General features: G+C 51.8%; 23 protein-coding genes. 10 read left to right on the forward strand and 13 right to left on the reverse strand.

Annotated elements, in window-relative coordinates; translation table 11 throughout:
- Positions 1-23: 23 nt before the first annotated feature.
- Positions 24-1,094, forward strand: coding sequence for an ABC transporter substrate-binding protein (locus CRO19_RS21935; protein ID WP_097097952.1), 1,071 nt, complete (start codon positions 24-26; stop codon positions 1,092-1,094).
- Positions 1,063-1,785, forward strand: a complete 723-nt coding sequence (locus CRO19_RS21940; RefSeq protein ID WP_097097953.1) for a substrate-binding domain-containing protein — start codon at positions 1,063-1,065, stop codon at positions 1,783-1,785. Before CRO19_RS21935 ends, CRO19_RS21940 begins: the two co-directional genes overlap by 32 nt.
- Here the strand turns inward: CRO19_RS21940 and CRO19_RS21945 are convergent.
- A complete protein-coding gene (locus CRO19_RS21945; protein WP_320204523.1) occupies positions 1,782-3,083 on the reverse strand; it encodes an HdeD family acid-resistance protein in 1,302 nt (433 codons plus the stop codon). The two genes, CRO19_RS21940 and CRO19_RS21945, sit on opposite strands and share 4 nt — an antisense overlap.
- Before the next feature lie 238 nt (positions 3,084-3,321).
- Positions 3,322-4,110, reverse strand: a complete 789-nt coding sequence (locus CRO19_RS21950; protein ID WP_097097955.1) for a sulfite exporter TauE/SafE family protein — start codon at positions 4,108-4,110, stop codon at positions 3,322-3,324.
- Between the two features lie 115 nt (positions 4,111-4,225).
- Here CRO19_RS21950 and CRO19_RS21955 point away from each other — a divergent pair, with 115 nt between their 5' ends.
- On the forward strand, positions 4,226-4,996 hold the full coding sequence (locus CRO19_RS21955) for an AraC family transcriptional regulator (protein WP_097097956.1): 771 nt from the start codon (positions 4,226-4,228) through the stop codon (positions 4,994-4,996).
- A 120-nt stretch (positions 4,997-5,116) separates the two neighbouring features.
- On the opposite strand, the gene CRO19_RS21960 is transcribed toward CRO19_RS21955, so the two are convergent.
- A complete protein-coding gene (locus CRO19_RS21960; protein WP_097097957.1) occupies positions 5,117-5,998 on the reverse strand; it encodes a LysR family transcriptional regulator in 882 nt (293 codons plus the stop codon).
- A gap of 121 nt (positions 5,999-6,119) precedes the next feature.
- Here CRO19_RS21960 and CRO19_RS21965 point away from each other — a divergent pair, with 121 nt between their 5' ends.
- Both CRO19_RS21965 and yddG read left to right on the forward strand, forming a co-directional pair.
- Positions 6,120-6,971 (forward strand): Vmh family MBL fold metallo-hydrolase, encoded by an 852-nt coding sequence (locus CRO19_RS21965; protein ID WP_097097958.1) that lies wholly within the window; start codon positions 6,120-6,122, stop codon positions 6,969-6,971.
- Between the two features lie 65 nt (positions 6,972-7,036).
- Positions 7,037-7,924, forward strand: coding sequence for an aromatic amino acid DMT transporter YddG (gene yddG, locus CRO19_RS21970; RefSeq protein ID WP_097097959.1), 888 nt, complete (start codon positions 7,037-7,039; stop codon positions 7,922-7,924).
- A gap of 313 nt (positions 7,925-8,237) precedes the next feature.
- Here yddG and CRO19_RS21975 read toward each other — a convergent pair whose 3' ends face one another.
- Together CRO19_RS21975 and CRO19_RS21980 are read right to left on the reverse strand one after the other, a co-directional pair.
- Positions 8,238-9,371, reverse strand: coding sequence for an FAD-dependent oxidoreductase (locus CRO19_RS21975; protein WP_370659825.1), 1,134 nt, complete (start codon positions 9,369-9,371; stop codon positions 8,238-8,240).
- Between the two features lie 120 nt (positions 9,372-9,491).
- Entirely contained in the window at positions 9,492-10,427 is a 936-nt protein-coding gene (locus tag CRO19_RS21980) for an AraC family transcriptional regulator N-terminal domain-containing protein (protein WP_097098338.1), read from the reverse strand.
- A 111-nt stretch (positions 10,428-10,538) separates the two neighbouring features.
- On the opposite strand from CRO19_RS21980, the gene CRO19_RS21985 reads away from it, so the two are divergent.
- The 3 genes from CRO19_RS21985 to CRO19_RS21995 all read left to right on the forward strand — a co-directional run bounded on the left by CRO19_RS21985 (position 10,539) and on the right by CRO19_RS21995 (position 12,206).
- Positions 10,539-11,372, forward strand: coding sequence for an oxidoreductase (locus tag CRO19_RS21985; protein ID WP_097097961.1), 834 nt, complete (start codon positions 10,539-10,541; stop codon positions 11,370-11,372).
- A 190-nt stretch (positions 11,373-11,562) separates the two neighbouring features.
- A complete protein-coding gene (gene ycgZ, locus CRO19_RS21990) occupies positions 11,563-11,814 on the forward strand; it encodes a regulatory protein YcgZ (protein WP_097097962.1) in 252 nt (83 codons plus the stop codon).
- 104 nt (positions 11,815-11,918) lie between these two features.
- Positions 11,919-12,206 carry a hypothetical protein gene (locus CRO19_RS21995; protein WP_097097963.1) on the forward strand — a complete coding sequence of 96 codons (288 nt, stop codon included), beginning with the start codon at positions 11,919-11,921 and terminating at the stop codon, positions 12,204-12,206.
- Positions 12,207-12,237: 31 nt separating this feature from the next.
- Here CRO19_RS21995 and CRO19_RS22000 read toward each other — a convergent pair whose 3' ends face one another.
- From CRO19_RS22000 to CRO19_RS22010, 3 genes are all read right to left on the reverse strand, one after another.
- Positions 12,238-12,588 (reverse strand): DUF3147 family protein, encoded by a 351-nt coding sequence (locus tag CRO19_RS22000; protein ID WP_097097964.1) that lies wholly within the window; start codon positions 12,586-12,588, stop codon positions 12,238-12,240.
- A gap of 33 nt (positions 12,589-12,621) precedes the next feature.
- Positions 12,622-13,485 carry a substrate-binding domain-containing protein gene (locus CRO19_RS22005; protein WP_097097965.1) on the reverse strand — a complete coding sequence of 288 codons (864 nt, stop codon included), beginning with the start codon at positions 13,483-13,485 and terminating at the stop codon, positions 12,622-12,624.
- Between the two features lie 252 nt (positions 13,486-13,737).
- Positions 13,738-14,091 carry a DUF1428 domain-containing protein gene (locus CRO19_RS22010; protein WP_097097966.1) on the reverse strand — a complete coding sequence of 118 codons (354 nt, stop codon included), beginning with the start codon at positions 14,089-14,091 and terminating at the stop codon, positions 13,738-13,740.
- A 178-nt stretch (positions 14,092-14,269) separates the two neighbouring features.
- Between CRO19_RS22010 and CRO19_RS22015 the strand changes: the two genes are divergently transcribed.
- The gene (locus CRO19_RS22015; RefSeq protein WP_097098339.1) at positions 14,270-14,956 is read left to right on the forward strand and encodes a RipA family octameric membrane protein; all 687 of its coding nucleotides are present in this window, start codon (positions 14,270-14,272) and stop codon (positions 14,954-14,956) included.
- Positions 14,957-15,083: 127 nt separating this feature from the next.
- Here CRO19_RS22015 and CRO19_RS22020 read toward each other — a convergent pair whose 3' ends face one another.
- The 3 genes from CRO19_RS22020 to CRO19_RS22030 all read right to left on the reverse strand — a co-directional run bounded on the left by CRO19_RS22020 (position 15,084) and on the right by CRO19_RS22030 (position 18,923).
- A complete protein-coding gene (locus CRO19_RS22020; RefSeq protein WP_097097967.1) occupies positions 15,084-16,520 on the reverse strand; it encodes a 6-phospho-beta-glucosidase in 1,437 nt (478 codons plus the stop codon).
- Between the two features lie 18 nt (positions 16,521-16,538).
- Positions 16,539-18,047 (reverse strand): PTS transporter subunit EIIC, encoded by a 1,509-nt coding sequence (locus CRO19_RS22025; protein WP_097097968.1) that lies wholly within the window; start codon positions 18,045-18,047, stop codon positions 16,539-16,541.
- A gap of 117 nt (positions 18,048-18,164) precedes the next feature.
- Positions 18,165-18,923 carry a MurR/RpiR family transcriptional regulator gene (locus CRO19_RS22030; RefSeq protein ID WP_097097969.1) on the reverse strand — a complete coding sequence of 253 codons (759 nt, stop codon included), beginning with the start codon at positions 18,921-18,923 and terminating at the stop codon, positions 18,165-18,167.
- 465 nt (positions 18,924-19,388) lie between these two features.
- Between CRO19_RS22030 and CRO19_RS22035 the strand changes: the two genes are divergently transcribed.
- Positions 19,389-21,089, forward strand: a complete 1,701-nt coding sequence (locus tag CRO19_RS22035; protein WP_097097970.1) for an ABC-F family ATP-binding cassette domain-containing protein — start codon at positions 19,389-19,391, stop codon at positions 21,087-21,089.
- A gap of 156 nt (positions 21,090-21,245) precedes the next feature.
- Here the strand turns inward: CRO19_RS22035 and CRO19_RS22040 are convergent, their stop codons facing one another.
- Together CRO19_RS22040 and CRO19_RS22045 are read right to left on the reverse strand one after the other, a co-directional pair.
- Positions 21,246-22,052: an anti-sigma factor family protein gene (locus tag CRO19_RS22040; protein WP_097097971.1), complete on the reverse strand. Its 807-nt coding sequence runs from the start codon at positions 22,050-22,052 to the stop codon at positions 21,246-21,248.
- On the reverse strand, positions 22,049-22,579 hold the full coding sequence (locus CRO19_RS22045; RefSeq protein ID WP_097097972.1) for a sigma-70 family RNA polymerase sigma factor: 531 nt from the start codon (positions 22,577-22,579) through the stop codon (positions 22,049-22,051). The genes CRO19_RS22040 and CRO19_RS22045 overlap by 4 nt, the downstream gene beginning before the upstream one ends.
- Between the last annotated feature and the right edge of the window lie 6 nt (positions 22,580-22,585).

The following is a 22,585-nucleotide window of genomic DNA, read 5'->3' on the forward strand; positions in this document are numbered from 1 at the left end:
GCATAACGAAGCAAGGAGCTTTTATGAAGATGACCTACGGCCGGCTGATTCTCGCCGGCTTACTTACTTTTACCTCTCTTCACAGCTATGCCAGCCGCGTGGTAACCGATCAGATAGGTCGCCAGGTGACTATCCCGGATGAGGTCGATCGCGTAGTGGTATTGCAACATCAAACCTTAAATCTACTCGTGCAGCTGAATGCGACGGATAAAATTGTTGGTATTCTGGCGAACTGGAAACAGCAGTTAGGCGATAGCTATGCCCAACTGGTACCGGAGTTAACCCATAAAGCGATGTTGGGTGACTTGACTCACGTTGATCTCGAACAGCTGGTGGCGCTGCATCCGCAGGTGGTGTTTGTCACTAACTATGCGCCGAAGGAGATGATCGACCAGATCTCCGCCCTCGGGATTCCAGTGTTGGCGATTTCGCTTCGGCACGACGACGCGGGCCAGCAAGGCAAAATCAATCCCACCATGCAAAATGAAGATCAGGCTTACGAGCGCGGCATTAAAGAAGGTATTACGCTGATTGGCGATGTGGTAAACAGGCCTGAGCAGGCGCAGGCGTTGATTGATGCCGCTTTCGCCGGGCGTAAGATGGTGAGCGATCGTCTAAAAAATATTCCTGAACAGCAGCGCGTACGTGCCTATATGGCGAACCCTGACCTCACCACTTACGGCTCGGGTAAATATACCGGCCTGATGATGGCGCATGCGGGGGCATTCAATGTCGCTGCTGCCACTGTGCAAGGTTTCAAACAGGTCAGCATGGAGCAGGTTGTGGCGTGGGATCCGCAGGTAATTTTCGTGCAGGACCGCTATCCACAGGTGGTGCAGACGATCGAGCATGACCCACGCTGGCAAACCATTGACGCAGTGAAAAATCATCAAGTGTGGCTTATGCCGGAATACGCCAAGGCGTGGGGCTATCCGATGCCAGAAGCGATGGGTTTAGGCGAGTTGTGGATGGCGAAAAAACTCTATCCGCAAAAATTCCACGATATCGACATGCAGCAGCAGGCTGACCACTGGTATCAGCGCTTCTACCGGACACATTATCATGACAACGCTGCAAATTCTGGCAGCCGGTAGCCTGCGGGCGGTCTGGCCGGATCTAGAGAAACATTTCACCTCTCTCACCGGCCTCGCGATGACCACTGATTTTGCCCCGGCGGGACTGCTGCGTCAGCGCATTGAAGCGGGTGAACACTGTGACTTTTTTGCCTCCGCCAATATGTTGCACCCACAACGGTTATTGGCTCAGGGACGGGCTTGCGCCGTGGGCATATTTGCAGCGAATGCGCTTTGCCTGACGGTCAATCGTGACGTTGTCACGCAGGGTGATGACTGGTTAGCACTGCTGCGTCGGAATGATTTACGATTGGCGACCTCAACGCCGCATTGCGATCCCTCTGGCGATTACACCTGGCAGCTTTTTGATAATATCGAACGGCTTCATCATGGATTAGGTGAGAGAATAAGGCGGAAAGCGCGCCCCCTGGTTGGTGGAGCGGAGAGTTTAGCCTTGCCAGCCGGTGAACTGGCCGCCCAATGGCTGATTGAACATCATTATGCTGACACCTTTATTGGCTACGTCAGTTATGCACCACGCCTGCGCCGCTGCACAGGGCTACAGGTGTTTGATATTCCTGAGCCTTATAACGTACAAGCTGAATATGGCTGGGCATGTTGCTCACCCGCAGCGCAGCCTTTTGCTCAGTTTATTATGTCCGGGATGGCGCAACGCATCTTGCAGCAGCACGGCTTTCAATTAGCGCGTTAAGGATCGGTGGCCGAGTTTTTATTGCTCAGCACGCTGTGTAATTCGTTGCGCAACCCGTTTGCTGCCCTTCTGCAGGCGCTATAACGATTTCCCGGCTGCAACACGCGGCGCAGCAGGATGCTGTAATCCATCACTAAGCCTGGCGTCCAGGTCATACCTTCGGCACGGCTGCGTACCAGGCTTAATAGCCAAAAATCGGGATTAAATAGTACCCAAAGGCCTTTCAATCCTCGTTCCCCGAGCAAACCTTCGGTAGCCACATCCAGCGCCTGGATTACACTGGTTGAGCAGTTGCGTGAAGTGAGGTTATAACGCGTGTCAGCCGCGTTGCTGAGCCAGAAATTGCGCAGCGCTGCCTGATTGTAGTGCGCGAGCGTTAAACGTTTGTCAGGGCGGCACCATGCTTTGATCTCTTTCTCCAGCGACGGCAGCAGAAAACCTTCCACATCAAACTCCTCCTTCGCACGCAACGTTTTGATAAATCCAGTAAAAGTACGTGAAACATCATCAGCAGGATAGAGGCTAATATATATCTCATCGCCCATTTCCAGCGAGGTATGCCCGGTGGAGACCTCACCACGATGGTCAATTGCAGCAACCCATCGGTCAAACCAGGGTCGACGTCCTGCTACTTCACCCGACCCCATTGGCGTCCAGATATAGATGTTCAACGGAACACTCACCGGTTGGTGGTTCAAAGGGGGATGCACGTATCCCAAGCCGTGAGGCGCACGCAACCCTTTACGCGTGAAGATCGGCAATGCGGTCACGCTGGTGTTGGCGGGTAAGGCATGAATTTGCGTCGCCATAAACAGCAAATTGATTCCCCATCCCGTCAGCAAAAGCGCAAAACACACGGGCACAATGACGTGTGGTGAGAGCGGCCAATCCATAGCAATCAATACGCTAAACAGCATCTCGGCACAGCCCAGCGTCAACTTGCGCGTCCAGCGACGACAGCGCATCAGGCAACACGAGATGATGCGAAAACCACCATCCAGTAAAAAGGCGGCGGCAAAGGCTAGCGAAATACAGACACCGCTCTCTTGCGGCACCAAGAACACCGCTACACCGAGCAGCATCAGCACTGCGGATTTCACCAGTGACGGCCAGGCAATGCCAGCGGGCGCATAAATAGCGCGTAACGCTTCGGCTATGCCTTCCACGGTCAGGAACAGACCTAATGCGTGCAGCGGAAAAGAGACGCGTCCATGCTGCATTAAATCAATGACGATGCCACCACTCGCGACAATACAGAGCACACCCAGGCCAGCGAGATAAGCCCAGCCGGACCGCAATGCTGATCCACCCATCAGAAGAAACAGTAATCGCAACAAAGAAACACTCCAGCGCTTAATTCATAGCTCAGTACGCTCTGTAGACGCGGGTGTTTAACAGGAGTTCTGTTGCCACCCTTCTATCCTGACTTCGTTTACTGATGGTTGTAACTGTGAAGGCACTGTACGCGTCGAAGCTTAAAATTGGCTTAACGATCGTGAAAGTTGCGGACTATCATCGCTGTCCTATCTAACGCGTTTAAATGGCTATGGCTACCAGCACCGCGCACAAAAGCAGTACATAAACGCGCGCATGCCATATATCCGCCACCGCCGGGATGCATCGCCGTGCAAACAGAATCCCCATGAAACCAGCGATCACCAGTAGCAGCAAAATTTTCAGATTGATAAAACCCAGATAGCCGCTGGCGGGAATATGCTGCCAGCCGCTGATGGCGTAAGTGAGGGTGCCACAAACGGCGACCGGTAATGACAGCGGATTGGCTGCGTTAACGCAGTCGCGCATCGCGTTGCCGTGTCGGCGCAATAGCGGCACGGTCATTACGCTGCCACCGACGCCCAACATTGCCGCTATAATGCCAATGATGCTCCCTCCCGCAATGGTGGTGCGATGTGATAACGCGCGCGGTTCCGTACGTCGAAAAAAACCTTTACGCAGCAGGCAGTCGCCGATGGTCACCACCATGTAAACCATAAAGAGTCGACGTATTCCGCTATCGCTTATCTGCCCGGCTAGCCATGAACCGATTACCGCCCCCAAAGCAATAAACCATAACAGCGGTAATAGCGTGGTTTTATTCAGTTTGCCTGCCTGCCAGTTTTGGTAGCTGGCCCAGCCGGCATTAAAAATCATTACTGCCGTGGAGGTCGCCACCGCGATGTGCATCGCATTGGCAGCCAGCGGGGGCTGCTGCATCAACAGCTGATAGACAAAAGGCACCACCACAAAACCACCGCCGAAACCAAACAACACCGTGGTGATGCCGGTGGTAAACCCCGCCAGCGCAATAATCAACAAATCGCTCATCTTGTTTCCCTGCATCGCAAAAGAGCTTCGCAGCTTACGCAGTAAACTGCCCGCTTCCCATTTGTGCAGCGCTCGATTACTCTTGCAAACCGGTCAATCCTGGCGGGTGTGTGAAATGCGCAACAGTCATATCGATCAATACGATCATTTGGATCGCGAGGTGGTTGCGCTCGGTAACCACTATGCGCAAGGATTTGTGCTGCCAGAACATCGCCATCGTCGTGCACAGCTGTTATATGGCGCGACGGGATTGATGCACGTCACCACCCAATCAGGAGAATGGGTGGTGCCGCCTCAGCATGCCGTGTGGATTCCCCCTCATACCGCGCACAGCGTAAGGTTTGAGGGAGTTGCAACGCGTAGCATTTACATTGAACCGCACTGTGCAGCATCGCTACGTCATATCGATCGCTGCAGCGTGATCAGCGTGTCACCCTTGCTGCGCCAGCTGTTGATTGAAGCTGTTGATTTACCAGCGTTATATGCGAGCGAACGCGATCGAGCCTTGATAAAGTTACTGCTACTGGAGCTGGCGTCGATGCCGGCACGCGAATTTGATATCCCTTTGCCCCAGCATCCGGCATTGCTGGCACAGTGTCAGATTTTCCTGCAGGCGCCGACCATTCATGATGCAGCCGATCGCTGGGCCAAAGCGCTGTTTATGAGCCCGAGTACCTTTCGCCGCCAATTTCTGCAGCAAACCGGATTGTCATTTTCCGCCTGGCGACAGCGCGCCTGTGTGGTCACGGCACTTGCGTTGCTGGTGGCGGGGAAATCAGTTAACGAGGTTGCGCTGTCCCTCGGCTATGACAGCAGCTCATCATTTTCCACCATGTTTCGCCGCGTAACGGGCCAGGTGCCATCATTTTATTGCGGCCGACGCTGAGCAAAATTCCATCACACCCTGGCGATTTCAGGCTGAAAATGCCACTTTAAATAGCGACCAATAATTTATAAGTTAATGATTGGTAGACTATTTACCGTCGTTTCATAGTGTGTCGAATGCTTATCCAACATTTATCGCCAATTTCACCGCATCAAGAAAGGCACGCAGCGCTGCGGGTTGCCTATCGCGCGACATATACAGTCCGTAGATCGCCAACGTCTTTGGCTGATAATGGGGCATCACGGTTTGAAGTTGTCCGCTGTCGATCCCCTGCCGCGCTTCCATTTCCGGCACCATCGCCAAACCGCAGCCAGCGATTGCTGCGTCACACAGTACCGAAGAGATCCCAGCGCTGAAATTACCGTTTACCTCTGTAGAAATGATTTCGCCCTGTGTATCGTAGAACTGCCAACGCTGTCCGGCAAAACGGCTGTAATGCAGGCAATTATGCTGGGCCAAATCATCCGGCGTTTGCGGTGTACCGCGGGCTTGCAGATAATCCGGAGCTGCACACACCACCGAAATACATTCGCCTAAGCGCCGGGCAATCGCGCCCGGTTCGGGATCGTCAGTAATACGCACCGCAACATCAATGCGTTCGCCAATCAGGCTCACCGGCTGGTTGTTAATTTCCAGCTCTATGCGCACCGCCGGATAACGCGCCAGAAATCCTGGAATCATCGGACCCAGAATATGCGTGGCGGTAGAGTGCGCACAGGCGACTCGCAGCGTGCCTTGCGGCTGGCCATCTGCCTCCTGGCCAGTGATATCTTCAGCTAACCTGGCCAGCGCCCGGGTTTTTTCGAGGATCTTTTCACCGCTGGGCGTAATAGTCAGCTTACGCGATGAACGGTGCAGCAAGCGTGCACCAGCCCATTTCTCCATCTCCTCAAGATAGCGACTCACCATCGGCCGCGAGATATCCAGCGCACGTGCAGCTGCGCTTAGGCTGCCCAGTTCGCAAATTCGGTTAAATACCGTAGCTGCCGTCACTCTATCCATATTGGCTCCATTTGATCGTTTTACGAAACTGATCATATCCATTTTCGGGAATTCTGGCAGCCGCTGATTTCTCTACAATAGCGTCCTGAATACGGCACATTGCCAGATAAAGGATAACGTGATGAAAATGAAAATACTGTCGCTGGCCCTGGCGTTAAGCGCCCTGCCTGCTGTTGCCGCGCCGTTGCAGTTAGAAGTTTATAACCCGCAAGAAAAGGGTATTTTCCCGGTCTCTTCCACACTGGTTTCTGGCCCGCATGAAGCCATGCTGTTTGATGCCCAATTCAGCGTTAAAGACGGTGAAAAACTGGTGCAGATGATTAAAGCCAGCGGCAAAAAGCTTACGCAAATTGTCATCACTTCCGGCGATCCTGACTTTTACTTTGGACTTGAACCGATCGTAAAAGCGTTCCCGCAGGTGAAGATTGTGGCGTCAGCCGATGTGGTAACGCATATTGAAGCCACCAAAGCAGCCAAGCTGGCGTATTGGGGGCCACTAATGAAAGACGGTGCACCCAAGCAGTTGTATGTGCCACAGGTGACCGACGCCACCCGCTTTAACGTCGATGGCGAAACGCTGGAACTGCGTCACCCCCATGATTACGCCGCTTATGTATGGATCCCGGCCAATAAAGCGATTTTGGGCGGCACCGGCGTGGCGGCAGGCATTCATGTGTGGACTGCCGATACGCAAACACCAGCCATTCGTCAGCAATGGCGCAGTGTCCTGAGCGAAATGCAAAAACTGCAGCCGAAGGTGGTCATTCCTGGGCATTACCTCGGTACTCGCCCTGCTGGAGATGCGGCGATCACCTTTACGTCCCACTATTTACAAACGTTTGAGCACACGTTGCAGCAGCATAAGCAAGCAGCGCCTGTGATCGCGGCCATGAAAGCGTCCTATCCTCATTTACCCGATGAGAGTTCGCTGGAGCTCAGTGCCAAAGTGAATACCGGCGAAATGAAGTGGTAAGCAATACAAACAGAACATGATTTGATAGGATTTTGGCCCGATATAGCTCATTAAGGTAGCGGGCCATGCCGCAAAAAAGAGCCACACTAATTGGTTTGATTGCCATTTTACTCTGGAGCACCATCGTAGGACTGATTAAAACCGTCAGTGAAGGTTTTGGACCGGTTGGCGGTGCCGCGCTCATCTACAGCGCGAGCGCAGTTGTGCTGCTGTTTAGCGTCGGATTGCCCACCTTACGCCGCTTTCCACGCCGTTATTTACTCTTCGGCAGCGTGCTCTTTGTTTGTTATGAACTCTGCTTGTCACTCTCGTTAGGCTTTACTCACAGCGGTCGGCAGGCGATTGAGGTCGGCATGGTCAATTATTTATGGCCGAGTATGACAATCGTATTAGCGGTCATCGTCAATCGCCAAAAAACCAGCCCGCTGATTATTCCCGGTGTGTTGCTGGCCGTGGCGGGGATTTGCCGCGTGCTCGGCGGTGACCAGGGTTTTTCATTCAGCGAAATAACCCGCAACGTAATGGATAATCCTTTGAGCTACGGCCTTGCCTTTAGCGGCGCGGTTATTTGGGCAGTTTATTGTGTTGTAACCAGGAAAATTGCTGATGGCAGCAATGGCATAACGCTGTTTTTTATTTTAACCGCATTGACGCTTTGGCTGAAATTCCTGCTTTCCCCCCAACCTCCGTTTCACTTATCCGTGGCGGCATGGAGCAGTTTGGCTTTGGCCGCTGTCGCGATGGGCTTTGGCTACGCCGCGTGGAACGTGGGGATTTTGCACGGTAACGTCACCGTGCTGGCTGCCGCATCCTATTTCATCCCAATAATCTCTTCGCTCCTTGCCGCCTTTATTCTTCGCTCACATTTGACGACGTCCTTTTGGCAAGGCACCGCCATGGTGAGCTTCGGTTCTCTACTGTGTTGGTGGTCAACACGTGCAGTGAAACCATAATGCTTATCCATTCAACAAAATTAACTCGTTGATCATTTCCTGTACTACAAGCGACACGTTGCTAATATAGTGACGCAACACACAGCAATGCGTTGCAACGAGAATTTCCAAATTGGTAACGTTTACCCGGCCCGCTTAGCGGGCATTTTTTTGGCTTAAACCGAGTCAGAGATGCTGGAATGCCGATCGGTTAAGCAAAAAAATGCCTGTTTATGCAGGTGCGCATGAATGCGCATCCTACGAAAACCCGGCTATACCTACGCTGGTTCACCATTCATGGTGACCGATTCACGCTTAACTAACGAGCCTTAAGTCAGAGATGCTGCGGCTTTTCTGTGCGGAATCCTAATCCAATCAGTCGCCCAAAAAGATGGCGCAGGAAGGGAAAGCGGCTGATAAGTTGCGGCACTTTACTCGGCGTAGTGCGTTTACGCTTGCCGCCGCTCATCTTGATTTGTAGAAACTGAGTGGCGACGGTGGGAAATTGACGACGCTTCTGCACTTTCTGCAGATCGCGCAACGTGACATTGCCCTTTAGCAAGGGCCTGGTCAGCATGTTGGCGGTCGCGACAGCATCCTGAATCGCCAGATTCACCCCAACACCGCCAATCGGTGACATCGCATGCGCGGCATCGCCGATGCACAGCACGCCCGGTTTCATCCAGCGATCGAGACGGTCAATACGAATAGACAATAGCTTGAGCTTTTCCCACTCATCCACTTCTGCCATGCGTGCAGCGCTGAAAGGGGCAACCTGCGCAATAGCGTTGATCAACACCTCTAATCCTGCCGCTTTCAGCGCTTCAAATTGCCCCTTTTGAATAGTGTAACCGCACTGCCAATAATCCCCCCGATCGATGACGATGAAGTTTTGCTTCGGCCCTTTGTGCCCCATACCCCACTCAGGATCATCAGGCTGTTTATCCAGGCGGAACCACAACACATCACGCGGCGCACCGAAGCTTTTGCCGGTTAACCCCGCTTGCGCTTTTACTTGTGAATTGCGGCCGTCTGCACCGATCACCAGAGAAGTCCGAACGACCCACTTTTCGTTACCCTGTAACGCCTGCACGCCACTTATTTCCCCTTTCTCATACAGAAAGTCATCAAAAGCGGTGGATTGCAGTAGCGTAAAGCCGGGGAACTGAGCGGCTTTATCCGCAAGGAAATTAAGGAAGTCCCATTGTGGCATGAAGGCGATAAAGCGGCACTGGACCGGTAAACGAGAGAAATCAGCCATCGTGACCTCTTGTCCCGCCACTTCCGCCTGGAGTTTCTCGGCGCGCTGATGCGGCAATGCCAACAGCTCATCCAACAGCCCAAGCTGGTGCATAATTTCTAACGTGGAAGGGTGAATCGTATCACCACGAAAATCGCGCAGGAAATCAGGATGTTTCTCAATAACAACCACCTTTAATCCCGCACGCGCCAGCAAATAGCTAAGCATTAGACCCGCTGGCCCTCCGCCGACGATGCAACAATCAGCGGTTAATTCCTTTCCCAATGGTGTTTGCACATTTGCCTCACGTAAAAATGATAATGGTTATCATTTATAGCATACGCGGCTTTAATGCGATGATACAAACACCGATGCCTGATGCGCAGGCGGCACTGCAAAGTTACGCTGCATGCGTTTAATCTCTTCTGCAGGGGGTAAACCAAACAAACGTTTAAACTCGCGATTAAACTGTGAAGCGCTTTCATAACCGACAGCATGACTCGCTGCCGCTGCGGTCATCTCTCTGCGAACCATCAGCATGCGAGCCTGATGCAGACGGACAGATTTAACATATTGCATAGGTGGCTGATTGGTAATGTTTTTAAAATGCGTGTGAAAGGTGGGCACGCTCATTCCCGCTACCGCCGCCAGCTGACCCAGCGTTAACGGCTGCGCATAGTAGGCATGAATGTGGCTTAGCGCTTTCCCCACCTTGCCAAATCGCCCCTGCAATGTCAGAGCCGATCGCAGCGCACTGCCCTGAGCGCCGGTCAGTACGCGATAATAGAGCTCGCGCACCAGCGAGGGGCCGAGTATCTTTGCATCCAGCGGGTGGTTTAGCGCAGTAAGAAAACGTAGCACCGTTTCCCGCAGCGTTTCATCCATTGGACTCGACATCATGCTCTGCGCCGCTTTAACCTCAAACCCCACCTCCTGCTGCTCCAGCTGCAACATCAGTTCGGTCACGACGTTGAAGTCCAGATGCATATAAATGGCCAGCAGCGGATGTTCTGCCGACGCGGCGGTTTCCATTGTAAAAGGCACGGGAACCGAGACCGCCAAATAGTGCTGCTCGTCGTACAAATAGACGCGATCGCCAAAGAAGCCACGTTTCGAACCCTGACAAACAATCACGATACCCGGATCGTAGAGAACAGGCGTGCGTGCTAGCGGGCGATCGGAACGCAGGATGCGCACATCGGCCAGTGCGGTGAGGTTATAGCCCTCCTGTGGCGCTAAAGCTTTCAGCAATTCCACCGTCTGATTTTGTAACGTTTCATTCATCATCGAAAAATTGAACTCATAATTTTAGGCAATATAACAACAATATCCGGCCTTAAACTTAGCATGCAATGAGAATATTATGCACCTTCCATTCATTCAGGAAGTCAACAAATGTCCAACGTAAAAACGTTATTAATTACCGGCGTGAGCAGCGGATTTGGTCGCGCACTGGCTCAGGTCGCGTTAGAAAGGGGCTATCGCGTGGTTGGTACGGTTCGCAATGCCACCGCGAAAGCGGCATTTGAAGCATTAGAGAGCAAAAATGCTTTCGCCTATCTGCTGGATGTTACCCATTTCGCGGCGATAGATGACGTGATTGCAGATATTGAGGCGCAAATTGGTCCGATAGACGTGCTAGTGAATAATGCGGGATACGGCCATGAAGGCGTTATGGAAGAGTCATCGCTGGATGAGATGCGCCAACAATTTGACGTTAACGTATTTGGTGCAGTGGCGATGATAAAAGCGGTGCTGCCTTTTATGCGTCAGCGTCGCCGTGGTCATATCATTAATATCACCTCGATGGGCGGCTTTATCACTATGCCGGGCATCAGCTATTACTGCGGCAGTAAATTCGCGCTGGAAGGAATATCGGAAACCTTAAGTAAAGAACTGGCAACGTTCAATATCCATGTCACCGCCGTGGCGCCCGGTTCATTCCGTACCGATTGGGCCGGTCGTTCTATGGTACGTAGCGCGCGCAGCATTCCGGATTATGATGCGCTGTTTGATCCTATTCGCCAGGCGCGTGAAGAGAAAAGCGGCAAGCAGTTGGGCGATCCTATTAAAGCCGCACGCGCCATGCTGGACGTGATTGAAAGCCGCGACCCGCCAGCGCATTTGCTGCTAGGCAGTGACGCACTCAGATTAGTGCGGGAAAAACTGCATTCATATAGCGAGGAGATCGATCGCTGGGAAGCGATCACGCGTTCGACAGACGGTTGAGGAGCTTAAGGCCGCATGATTTGAGACAGGGCAACGCTCAAATCATGTTTTCTCTTAAGTTATTGTTAACAATAAATTAGCACTTTTGGCTAAAATGGCGCCTCGGGGATTCGTCATATTCCTGTACAGATTAATTTTATTTGTATAAGTTTAATGGGCTTTTAGCCACGTTAACCTCGAGGGATGAACCATGCGCCAGGATCGTAATTACTCAGCAGCTTCAGACGCCATCGCACGTTACTTTAATGAAGCGTCTTTACCTTCACAGCAGGAAACGCTCGGCCAACTCGTGGTTGAAATTTTGCGTTCCGGACGTACGCTCAGTCGCAAATCGCTTTGCACCAAATTGCTCTGCCGCATGGAGCAGGCGCGCGGAACGGAAGAGGAAATTCACTATCAGCAATTGATTGGACTGATGTTCTCAGTAGAACGCGAAGCGTGAAAATCTCCTTTATCGGCTTGAAAATTATCCACGTGGTTTTATGTCTTTCGCGTTTGCATAACACTGAATCCACGATGCTTTACAGCAGTAATTAGAGAGTATTTATGTACAGAAGTGATGAAGAACGACTCACTGATATCATCATGGGCGATGCAATTTTACAGCTGCTGAAAAAATCTGGGCCGATTTCATCACGCGCCCTGCTCGAAAAATTGCGTAAAATGGCTGCGCTCGAATATGATTCTGCGCGCCAACAAGCGTTTAGCCGTGCAATGACTGAAGTCATGAACCATATCGAAACACCTCAAGCCGCTGGCGTGGCCCTTAAAAGCACGGATAATGTTACGCATATTTTTCGTAACCGTGACGCCAGTGACGATACCAAGCATTAGTATCGGTGCGTTCACGCGCACTTAACCGCATTCACATTAGCGCAATACCAAAGCGTTTTAATAGCGTTGCCCAGAGCAGAAATAACAGAATGGTGAGTGCGCAGCTCGCCAGTAATGTCGGCCAAAATCCCCAGCGTTGATAGAGAAAGGGAAAGGCCACAAACATTGGCAATGTAGGTACCACATACCAAAAGGTATACCACGCGTGACTGGCTATTTTGGCCTGGCTCTGCCCTTCCAGCTTCATCCAAATCAGCACCAATACCGTCACCAACGGCAGCGCGGCAATTAATCCGCCGAGGCGATCGCTACGTTTTGCCACTTCAGATATCAGCACCACCATGCCCGCCGTAATGGCATATTTGGCGATAAGCCACAGCATCAAATCTTACCTCCAGCACTCAAATCTTAATTATCAGTGGCGAATCGCACACCCACACTGCGACATCTCGCCCGGCACAGGTTTGCCCTGATGCGAGTGACGTACCTGAAGTTCGCCTTGCTGCCACGAGCCACTGGTATCAACGCGGTTTTCAAGTAAGCGATTGAGCGCTTCGGCCACCAGCAAATCACGCCGTTGCGCCCAGCTGGTGAGATGCCAGGTGGAGGCTCGCGCTTCATCAACATCATCAAAACCAACCACTGCGACATGTGCCCCCTGGCCAAAATCGCGCACTGCCTGTAAGGCACCAAAGGCCAGCACATCGCTCTCACAAAAGAGGGCATTAATGCGCTCGGCGGCGCGCGTTTTCTTTAGATACGCCATCATAGCCTCATAAGCCCGTTCGCGCGCATTACCGCCTGCGTAAAGCTGAAGGTTCAGCGCTTTCTGCTCGAGCTGCAAACTCGCGACAAATCCCGCCATCTGGCAAACGGGCGCCGTGTTTTGCTGGCTATGCATAAAACCAAACCGTTGATGACCTTGCGCTAGCAGCAGTAATCCCATCTCTGCGCCTGCGTCATAACCATCGGCAACCACCACATTGGCATTTGCACTGACGCTTGGGCTGAGGTGCACAGTCGCGACCTGCGGCAGAATATCCGTCGCCACGCTGAGTTCATCGTCAAACAGCGATGTCAGAAATACCAATCCGCTAATGTTGAGCTGCACCAGATTACGCAAGGTAGTTTGATAGGTTTCGCGTGAAGTCACATTCAGCAGGAGAGTGATGAAGCCGCGCTCATTGAGCTGACGCGTCACCTCATTCAGCAGTTTTATACTATTCGGATTGATGAGTTCATCGCTAATAACACCGACGAGGTTGGAATTAATGGTCATGGCCTGACTCTCCTGCAGCTTAACGCGCGGTAATTTATTATAGGTACGTAGATAAGCATTCCACGTTACCCGAATAATCCGCTATCGCCAATCAACGCAACAGGTTGCGCACGCATTGCACGATAAATCGCGCCGCTACAAGGTGCGGTGATTTGATGCGGCACTTCACCGATCGGCATTATGTTATTAATGGCGCCCCTGCGTTGATTAAGCTGGGTTTTCGTAGGGTGCGCATTTATGCGCACCTGACAGCTACTCCTCCAATAATATCGCGAATCCGCCGTAAATCATGCGTTTGCCATCGAAAGGCATATTATCACCCAGCTCTTTCATGCGCGGATCGGACATCATTTTGGCATTCGCTGCATCGCGAACCTCTTTCGACGTATACTCAATCCAGCTAAATACCACCGTTTCTCCCTCTTCGGCTTTTACCGCGCGATAAAAATCCGTCTGCGTACCCACGGGAACATCATCAGCCCAGCACTCAACGATACGCGTGGCGCCAAACTCTTTAAACAGCGGCGCGGCCTTGGCCGCCATGGCTCGATAATCTTCCTTATTCGCCTCCTGTACCGCTACAACAAAACCATCAACGTACGACATAGCGATTTACTCCGTCGTCATTTGCACGGTCAATAATAACCGCACAGTAATTGTATGAATGATGTGCAATACAAGCCGGAATACAGATGAAAATTTGCGCGCTTACTCGCAGATTCTGCGCGTCACGGGGGAATTACGTTACACTGACGCCTTTGATCGTTACGACACCGAGAAATTTATGCGTATTACTATTGAACCGGCCGATCAGCCATTTATTCACCGCTTGCTAGGCGACGTTGTTGAGAGTATTGAGACCGCATCGCCACAGGCCGCGCAAATGCAGCAGGCACTGAACAGTGCGCACCAGCAAAAAAACCACGAAGCCAACCTCGACTGGAAGCGCAATGCGCTGTTTCTGCTGTTATTCGTCTTTCTCTATGCCGCATTGGGCGCATCGTTAACGCTGGACCTTACCCCGCAGGTATCCAGCCATAAAAGCCTCGCCTATGCGCTCGAGGCAGTGCCAGTGCTGATCGCTTTTTCCGGCTTATTTGTATCGCTGCTGTATCTTTTTCTTACCCGTAGTGGTGCGCGGCGACTGAGTAATTGGGAACAGGGTATTGAAGTATTAGAAAAATACAGCGGTGCGAATCTCACGCGGCAAATTAATGAAATGGGCGCGCGAACCACTAACTATTCTCAGTCGGCGATTAATGTAGCGCTAGCGCTGTTTATCTGCGTGACTTGGGTGGTGATGTATAACTATTTCACCTTCACCACCAGCGGCGTAATCGGCAGCGTGATTTCACTGTTTATCACCACCATGGTTTACGTGATTCTGGATATTCAGCTGCTGAAATCAAATTCGTCCATCGCGATTGATGAGCCGCTAATTCCCGAGGAAAACGAACAAGAAAGACCATAATGCTCTGCAGGTAGCCGAAAAAGAAGCACGGTGACTCAACTCTTGCACATGTCGTAACGGCGCGATTTATCGCGTTATAAATTGCACCGCTACGATACGTGCATTAAGTGATATCGCTATTCAAACGCTAACTGAGATCGCTGCCGTTGCTGGCAATAACCCGACGATACCAATCAAAGCTTTTCTTCTTCGAACGGGAAAAATCACCGCTGCCATCGTCATTTTTATTCACGTAAATAAAACCATAGCGTTTGCTGTATTGCCCGGTGGTGAAAGAGACGCAGTCAATACATCCCCAAGGGGTATATCCCATTAGGTCGACGCCGTCTTCCGTTACGGCTTTCTTCATTTGTTCAATATGAGCGCGCAAATAGTCAATCCGGTAGTCGTCATTGACTTCACCCTTTTCATTCAATTTATCAATGGCACCAAAGCCGTTCTCAACAATGAAAAGTGGTTTTTCGTAACGTTCATAAAGAATATTCAGGACATAGCGCAGGCCAACCGGATCTATCTGCCAGCCCCAGTCAGAGGCTTTAACGTGAGGGTTTGGCACGCTGCCCTCAAACCCAGAAAGTGCCGTGCCGCTGCCAGCATTTTCTTTGCTGACGGCATTACTCATGTAATAGCTTAACCCGATATAATCGGCACATCCTTCACGCAGCACCTGCTCATCGCCAGGCTCCATTGCAATATGGTATCCCTTACGTTGCCACTCCTTGAGAATATAAGCCGGATAATGGCCGCGCATATGCACGTCACTGAAGAGAAATCGCTCCCGCATAGCTTCCTGGGCATACATCACGTCATCAGGATGACAAGAAAACGGGTATAACGGCACCATCGCGATCATGCAGCCAATTTTCAGTTGAGGATTAATGTCGTGCCCCAGCTTCACGACCTGCGCACTGGCAACAAACTGATGATGCAGGACCTGATACATGCACTCTTCGGGATTAGGCTCATCGGTGAATATAACCCCGGAGCAACAGTAACCGAAAAGAGGGGTTTTCCAGTTGCGCTGATTGTTAATTTCGTTAAACGTCATCCAGTATTTAACTTTGTGCTGGAAGCGTTGAATAACCACCGCGCTGAAGCGGACAAAAAACGCCATTACCTTTCTATTTTTCCAGCCGCCATATTCGGTTGCCAGGAAATTTGGCATTTCAAAATGGGACAGCGTGATAACCGGTTCGATGCCGTATTTCAACAGCTCATCGAATAGCGCATCGTAAAAACGCAGTCCCTCTTCGTTCGGCTCGGCTTCATCGCCGCGAGGAAAGATACGTGACCACGCAATCGAGGTGCGGAAGCAGCGAAAACCCATTTCAGCCAGCAGCGCTACGTCCTCACGGTAACGATGATAAAAGTCCGCCGCCTCATGGTTCGCATACAGGTAGCCTTCCTGAACCCCATCAGTGATGACTCGGTCAACGCCGTGCGCCCCACTCGTCAGTACATCGACAATGCTGGGCCCTTTACCACCTTTATCCCAACCACCTTCCACCTGATGTGCGGCAACAGCGCCACCCCACATAAAATTTTTCGGAAATTCGTTATTCATTTCATTCTCTCAATATATTCAAAGGGTGCCAGGTTGAGGCATTGCGGTCACTTCGGGCTGGCTCTGTTCTTTGAAACCCGCTACCCAGGCGAAAATAATCCCCAGCACGAATGCAACGATGATGGACAGCAGGAATCCGAGGAACTGCGTCATGTGCCCTTCTTTGAAGAACACCGGCAGAACGGCGATGCCGGGAATGCAGTAGCTCCAGGAAACCGCATTGAAAGCGCCAGCGATCACACCCCCCGCCGCTCCGGCCAGGCAGCCACAAATCATCGGGCGCTTAAGGCGCAGTGCCACACCGTAGATGGCGGGTTCGGTAATGCCGAACAGCGCGGTAACACCCGCCGACAACGCCATACGCTTAAGCTCAGCATCTTTGGCCTTCAGGTAAACGCCCAGCACAGCGCCTGCCATACCAAATACCGCCGAGGCCTGCAGACCGGTAAAGGTGTCGTAGCCCAATGTCGCATAGTTTCCGACGGTAACTGGCGTGATCCCCCAGTGCACACCCAGGGTAACAAGCGGCATCCACAGGGCACCTACCACAAACCCGGCGATCGCGGGACTCAGATGATAAAGGGTGTTATAGACCCCACCGATGGCGCCACCGATCATGTTGCCGACAGGTCCGAATGCCAGAAGCGTGAGTGGCACCATGATGGCGATGCAGAACATCGGGGTGAAAAGATTTCTTATCACCATCGGAAGCAGGCGTTCGAAGAAGCGCTGAACATAAGACATGCCCCACACCATCAAAATAATGGGAATAACGGATGAGGTGTAACTCAAATACTGCACCGGTAGCCCCATGAACGTCAGCGGAGCGGCATCAAGCGGAATACCGGCAATCTCAACCAGCACTTTTGAGATTGCGGGATTTTCAACCGCGCTTTTCATTAAGGCATGCACAGCCGGATCGGCTGAGTTGGCGGTGAGGATTTTATTGGCCGTCAACATATTCAGGTAGTCCGGCGACACCAGAGCACAAGCCGAGATAACCGCAGTGAACGGATTTACATTGAATTTTTTTGCGGCGGTAAAAGCCACCATGACGGGAAGGAAAGTAAAGCCCGTCCAGGATACATAGTTAAGTATGCGATAGGTTCCTCCTGCTGGGTCCATCACACCTAATGCGGTCAGCAAAGAAATGATGCCCTGCAGAACACCGCAGGCTGCCAGCGGATAAAGGAAAGGCGCAAATATGCTGGAGATGATATCCATAATGCGGCTGACAATGCCGACGTTAGGTGCTGTTACTGCTGCGCTTTCGTCAATGTTCAGCAGATTCTGAACTTCACGATAAGCGTCACCCACGTGATTTCCGATTATCACCTGCATCTGCCCGCTCGCCTTAACGGCGGTAATCACACCTTTTACACGTTTCAGCGATTCAACATCGACCTCAGAATGATCTTTAAGCACAAACCGCAGTCGTGTGGCACAATGCGTGACGCTTATCACATTATTGTCGCCACCAATCAGTCTTACGATCTCTTTCGCAGAATCTGCATAATTTATTGCCATCTTGTTTTTCCATTACCAGAGGGAATTCAGCCCATCAGGAGCGAACTTACTCTGGCGATGTTAGAAAATACGCCTGGCAATGTCACGTGGTCACAATATGACAAACCGGGTCGATAATTACAAAAATGTCACACCACGTGACAACTCACTGACATTATTCACCACCAGTTTTCTACCGATAGATTCAAGAATAAAAATAACCGGAACCTGCGTTGTAATATCATATTCATTGTCGATCAAAATGCGCGAAACATGATAAGGAATAATAAAATCAGAAAGCTTCGCCAGGGTTGAATTCGGGTTACTGGTAATGGAAACAACTTTGCATTTATGGATAACAAACTGTCTTGCGAGTTTCAAAATTTCAGGTGTCTCGCCAGAAACAGAGAGTATGACGGCAACTGAACTCTGGACCATGTCGGTACTGACCGGATAATAGGGATCGTCAATGTGATTACTGAACTTACCAATATTAGAGAAAAAGCGCGCACCATACCTTCCGAGCGTGCCAGAGCTGCCTGCCCCAACAAAGAAAACCCGCTCTGCATTGCGAATGTATTCTGCAGCATGCTCAATAAGCGCATCGAACTCATCATTCCTGATGCTTTTAAAGAAAGTCAGTATCTCCTCTGCGCCATGGGGTATGAGTAAGGTACTGTTTTTATGCAGGTGCAATTTCATACTGGCTTTAAGTTCAGAGTAACCTTTGAAATCCATTTTTTTACAGAATCGAAGAACCGTCGCCGTAGAGACACCAGAATTATCGGCCAGCTCCCTTATTGTCATATAAATAACCGCGTTAATATTCTTTATAATATAGTTATGCACGCTGCTTTCGAGTGCGTTAAGTTTAGATAATCTTCTGGCGTCGAACATATATTTAAACATCCTGATGCGACAATTTTTCCACCTATCTTGTCACAAAGCGTGACATCTAAGCGGACTTTAACGCCAAAAGCGTCATGCGGAACAAAAAGAAATTTCATTAAATGTGATAGCTAGCACATTTTAATGATGAAGCCTCCTGACTCTATCCAGCTTGATTATCATCAGGAAACTCATGTGGGTGTCATTTGGCGCTGGAAAAGCGGTTATAGTCCCGTTATCATCGATTCAACTTTTCACTTATTGATAACTAAGGAGGATTACTATGCCCGCGTGTGAATTGTTTATTTACTCACACTTCTATAGTAATTGGCCGCGTTCAGGCATTTCCGCACTCGTGCTGCGATAATCCGTCCTGAGCGAAGTTTTCTCAATCTAATTCCTCCGGCTTGCTGGGTTGTCGTCAGCTTTTTATGACGTCAGGCTTTTTTACGCCTGCAACTTATGAGTAAGCACATGAGCACTTTACTATCTGCACAGGCTATCGGCTTCGATAACGCCTTCGGCACCCTGTTCCACGATATTCATTTCAGCCTGAAAAAAGGCGACCGCATTGGTTTGCTGGGCGATAACGGCACTGGCAAAAGTACCCTGTTGAAGATCCTCAGTGGTGAGCTGGAAGCCAGCCACGGCTGCATAACACAGGCCAATCACTGTTTACTGGCGCGCATTGAACAACATCTGCCAGATGCGCTGCACTCTTCTACGCTGCTTGAGGCCGTAATGGCGCGATTAGCGCACCAGATCGATCGCTGGCGTGCGGAAGCACTGCTTGGCAGTTTGGGTTTTACCGCGCAACAACAAACACAAAGTATCGAAACCTTGAGTGGCGGTCAGCATATGCGCTTACTCCTGGCGCGCGCATTGATTCTGCAGCCGGATTTGCTGCTGCTGGATGAGCCCAGTAACCATCTTGATCTTCCCACTTTGCTGTGGCTGGAAAATTTCCTGCATAGCTGGAGCGGCAGCTTTGTGCTGGTCTCTCACGACAGCACCTTGCTTGATCGGGTGACCAATTGCAGCTGGATTCTGCGCGATCGCGGCCTGCAATTCTTCCGTCTGCCCTGTAGCGCGGCTCGACAGGCGCTGCTTGAGCAAGACGCAGCCGATGCGCAACGCTTTCAGGCTGAGCAAAAGGAGATTGAACGCGTAGAGAAAAGCGCTAAACGCCTGGCGATGTGGGGGCGCACCTATGATAACGAAGGCTTGGCGCGCAAGGCACAGCAAATGGAGAAACGTGCCGGCTGGTTAAAAGAGGCGCAAACCACGCTGAGTGAAGGTTCGCTGTGGCGTCTTCAGCTGCACGGCGAGGCGCTGGACGCAAATCGCGTGCTGGCGCTGCCAGAGATGATGATTCATCCTGCTGAAGGAGCGTCCGCGCTCTTCTCTCTATCAGAAATGCAGGTAAAAAGTGGCGATCGCGTGGCGATTGTTGGCCGCAATGGTTCGGGAAAGTCGTCACTGCTGCGTCAGCTGTGGCGTGAATATCAGCACACCGACAGCGCGCTGTTTCATCCGCGTGTGCGCCTTGGCTATTACGATCAGAGCCTGCATCAGCTGCAAGATAATGCGACCCTTTCCGACGCGCTTTGCCAGTTTGCGCCACTCAACGATGAGCAGCGTAAAATGGCGCTGATCGCTGCCGGTTTCCCCTATTTACGCCATCAGCAGTTAATTGCTTCACTGAGCGGCGGAGAGCGTTCGCGCTTACTGTTTGTGGGATTAACGCTGGCACGCTATTCGCTGCTTCTGCTCGACGAACCAACCAACCACCTGGATATGGTAGGAAAAGAGGAGCTGGCGGAGGCGCTAAATCATTTCGAAGGCGCGGTGCTGCTGGTATCACACGATCGTCAGTTAATCGCCAACAGCTGTAATCGCTTCTGGCTGATTGAGGATCGGCGGCTGAGTGAATGGCAAGATTTTGATGTAGTCACCGAGCGCATGCGTACTGAGCAATCAGTAGCGAAATCTGACGCGATTGCCCGTCCCGCGACGGCTCAAGCGCTGGATGAAGATGCCCTGCTGTTGGCACTTTTGCACGTCGAAAGCAAACTGGATGAGGATCTGGCGCGCAAGCCTAAACATCAAAAGCCGGCGTTGCAGGCGCAGTGGCGCGAGGAGATTGCGTTGCTGAAAACCCAGCTCGATCTATAAGGTAGGCACGCGTAAACCAGGTGGCCATGAGGAGCCTAATGCTGGTTAGTTAAGACATGAAAACCCTCATTACCGAGCGCACACCTTGTAGCGGCGCAATTCATTGCGCCGCTACGAAAGGTGCGGTGATTTGATACGGTGCTTAACTGATCGGCATTACGCCATTAACGTTCGGCTTAACGCCTGCGCCGACTTTTTTAACTGCTCCGCCGGATTGCGTCCAATCAAAACATACTGATAACCCGCACGATGCCACCACACGACATTCATGCCCTGCCTTTTTTCCTGCACCAGCTCGGTGGACTGCTGATGATCTTCGCGGGAAATGCACAGCGCCATCGGACCGTAATTGCTGTGATTCCAGGCGATCTGCGTGATTAACACATCGTCATAACGCAGCATGCGCACGCTTTTCAGATTCGCTTCCGGCAGAGTTAACTGCGCGGGAGTGAGGTGCAGATCAAGATCGCGCGCGGTTCGCGCCAGCGAACGTTGTAACATCTGCGGTGAACTGTCGACGTCTGCCAGCGTTTCGGTGCTGTAAAGCGACATATACTGCGCTTCCAGCTCACGAATGTTGGCGCTTTCCCCCTTTTCTGCCTGCGCTGTGGGACGCGTCAGAAATCCCAGACCTCCACCAATCAGCAAAAAGCTGACGGAAGCGGCAATCATCGCGCGACGGCTCACCTGGGCGGGCATTTTCTGCGGCGTGGCTGGCGTATGAGCCAGCAGATATTCTAACCGTTGCGCCATGCGCGCCTGCGGTGCAGCTTCCAGCAAAGAGGCAAACGCCTCGGCAAAAGGTTGATTGCTTTGCATCAACTCCGCCGTGCGCGCCGAGAGCGTCTCGCTGCGCTTAAGTTCGGTTTCAAACGCCTGCGCGTCTTCCACATGCATCTCACCATCCAGCCAGGCAACGATGGCCTCATCCGCGTAGGGCGAATTAAAACGAGCTGCCTTCACAAACGTTTCTCCCTTATCTCTGGCCGCGCGGTGATGGCGCCGGCCAAGGTGCTACGCGCCGCGGCGAGGCGGCTCATGATGGTACCAATGGGCACCGCCAGCGTAGCGGCGGCCTCCTGGTAGGTAAAGCCTTCAACGTAAACCAGAAAGACCGCGTTACGCTGTGCTTCCGGCAGCTGACCAACGCGCTGCATCACATTGGCGTACTGCAAGCGCTCATCGCTGAGCGTCTGCAGATCGGGTGCCACCAACTCATCGCTATCGACGAAACCTTGTCCCACGCGAACCCGCTGCGCCCGAAGTTCGTTAATCCACACTGAGTGCAGCACGGTAAATAACCAGCGGTCGATGCGCGTGCCCGGCGTGTAGTGGTGAGCGCGCTCGAGCGCCCGCACGCAGGTAGACTGCACCAGTTCTTCGGCCACGTCGCGATTACGTGATAACACCATCGCGTAACGCCACATGCGTGCCAGATGCGCGGCTAAATGCTGACGAACTTCAGTGCTGGTGATTTTTTTCTCCTCCAATAGCCG

This window comes from Candidatus Pantoea floridensis (genome assembly GCF_900215435.1).
GTDB lineage: Bacteria > Pseudomonadota > Gammaproteobacteria > Enterobacterales > Enterobacteriaceae > Pantoea > Pantoea floridensis.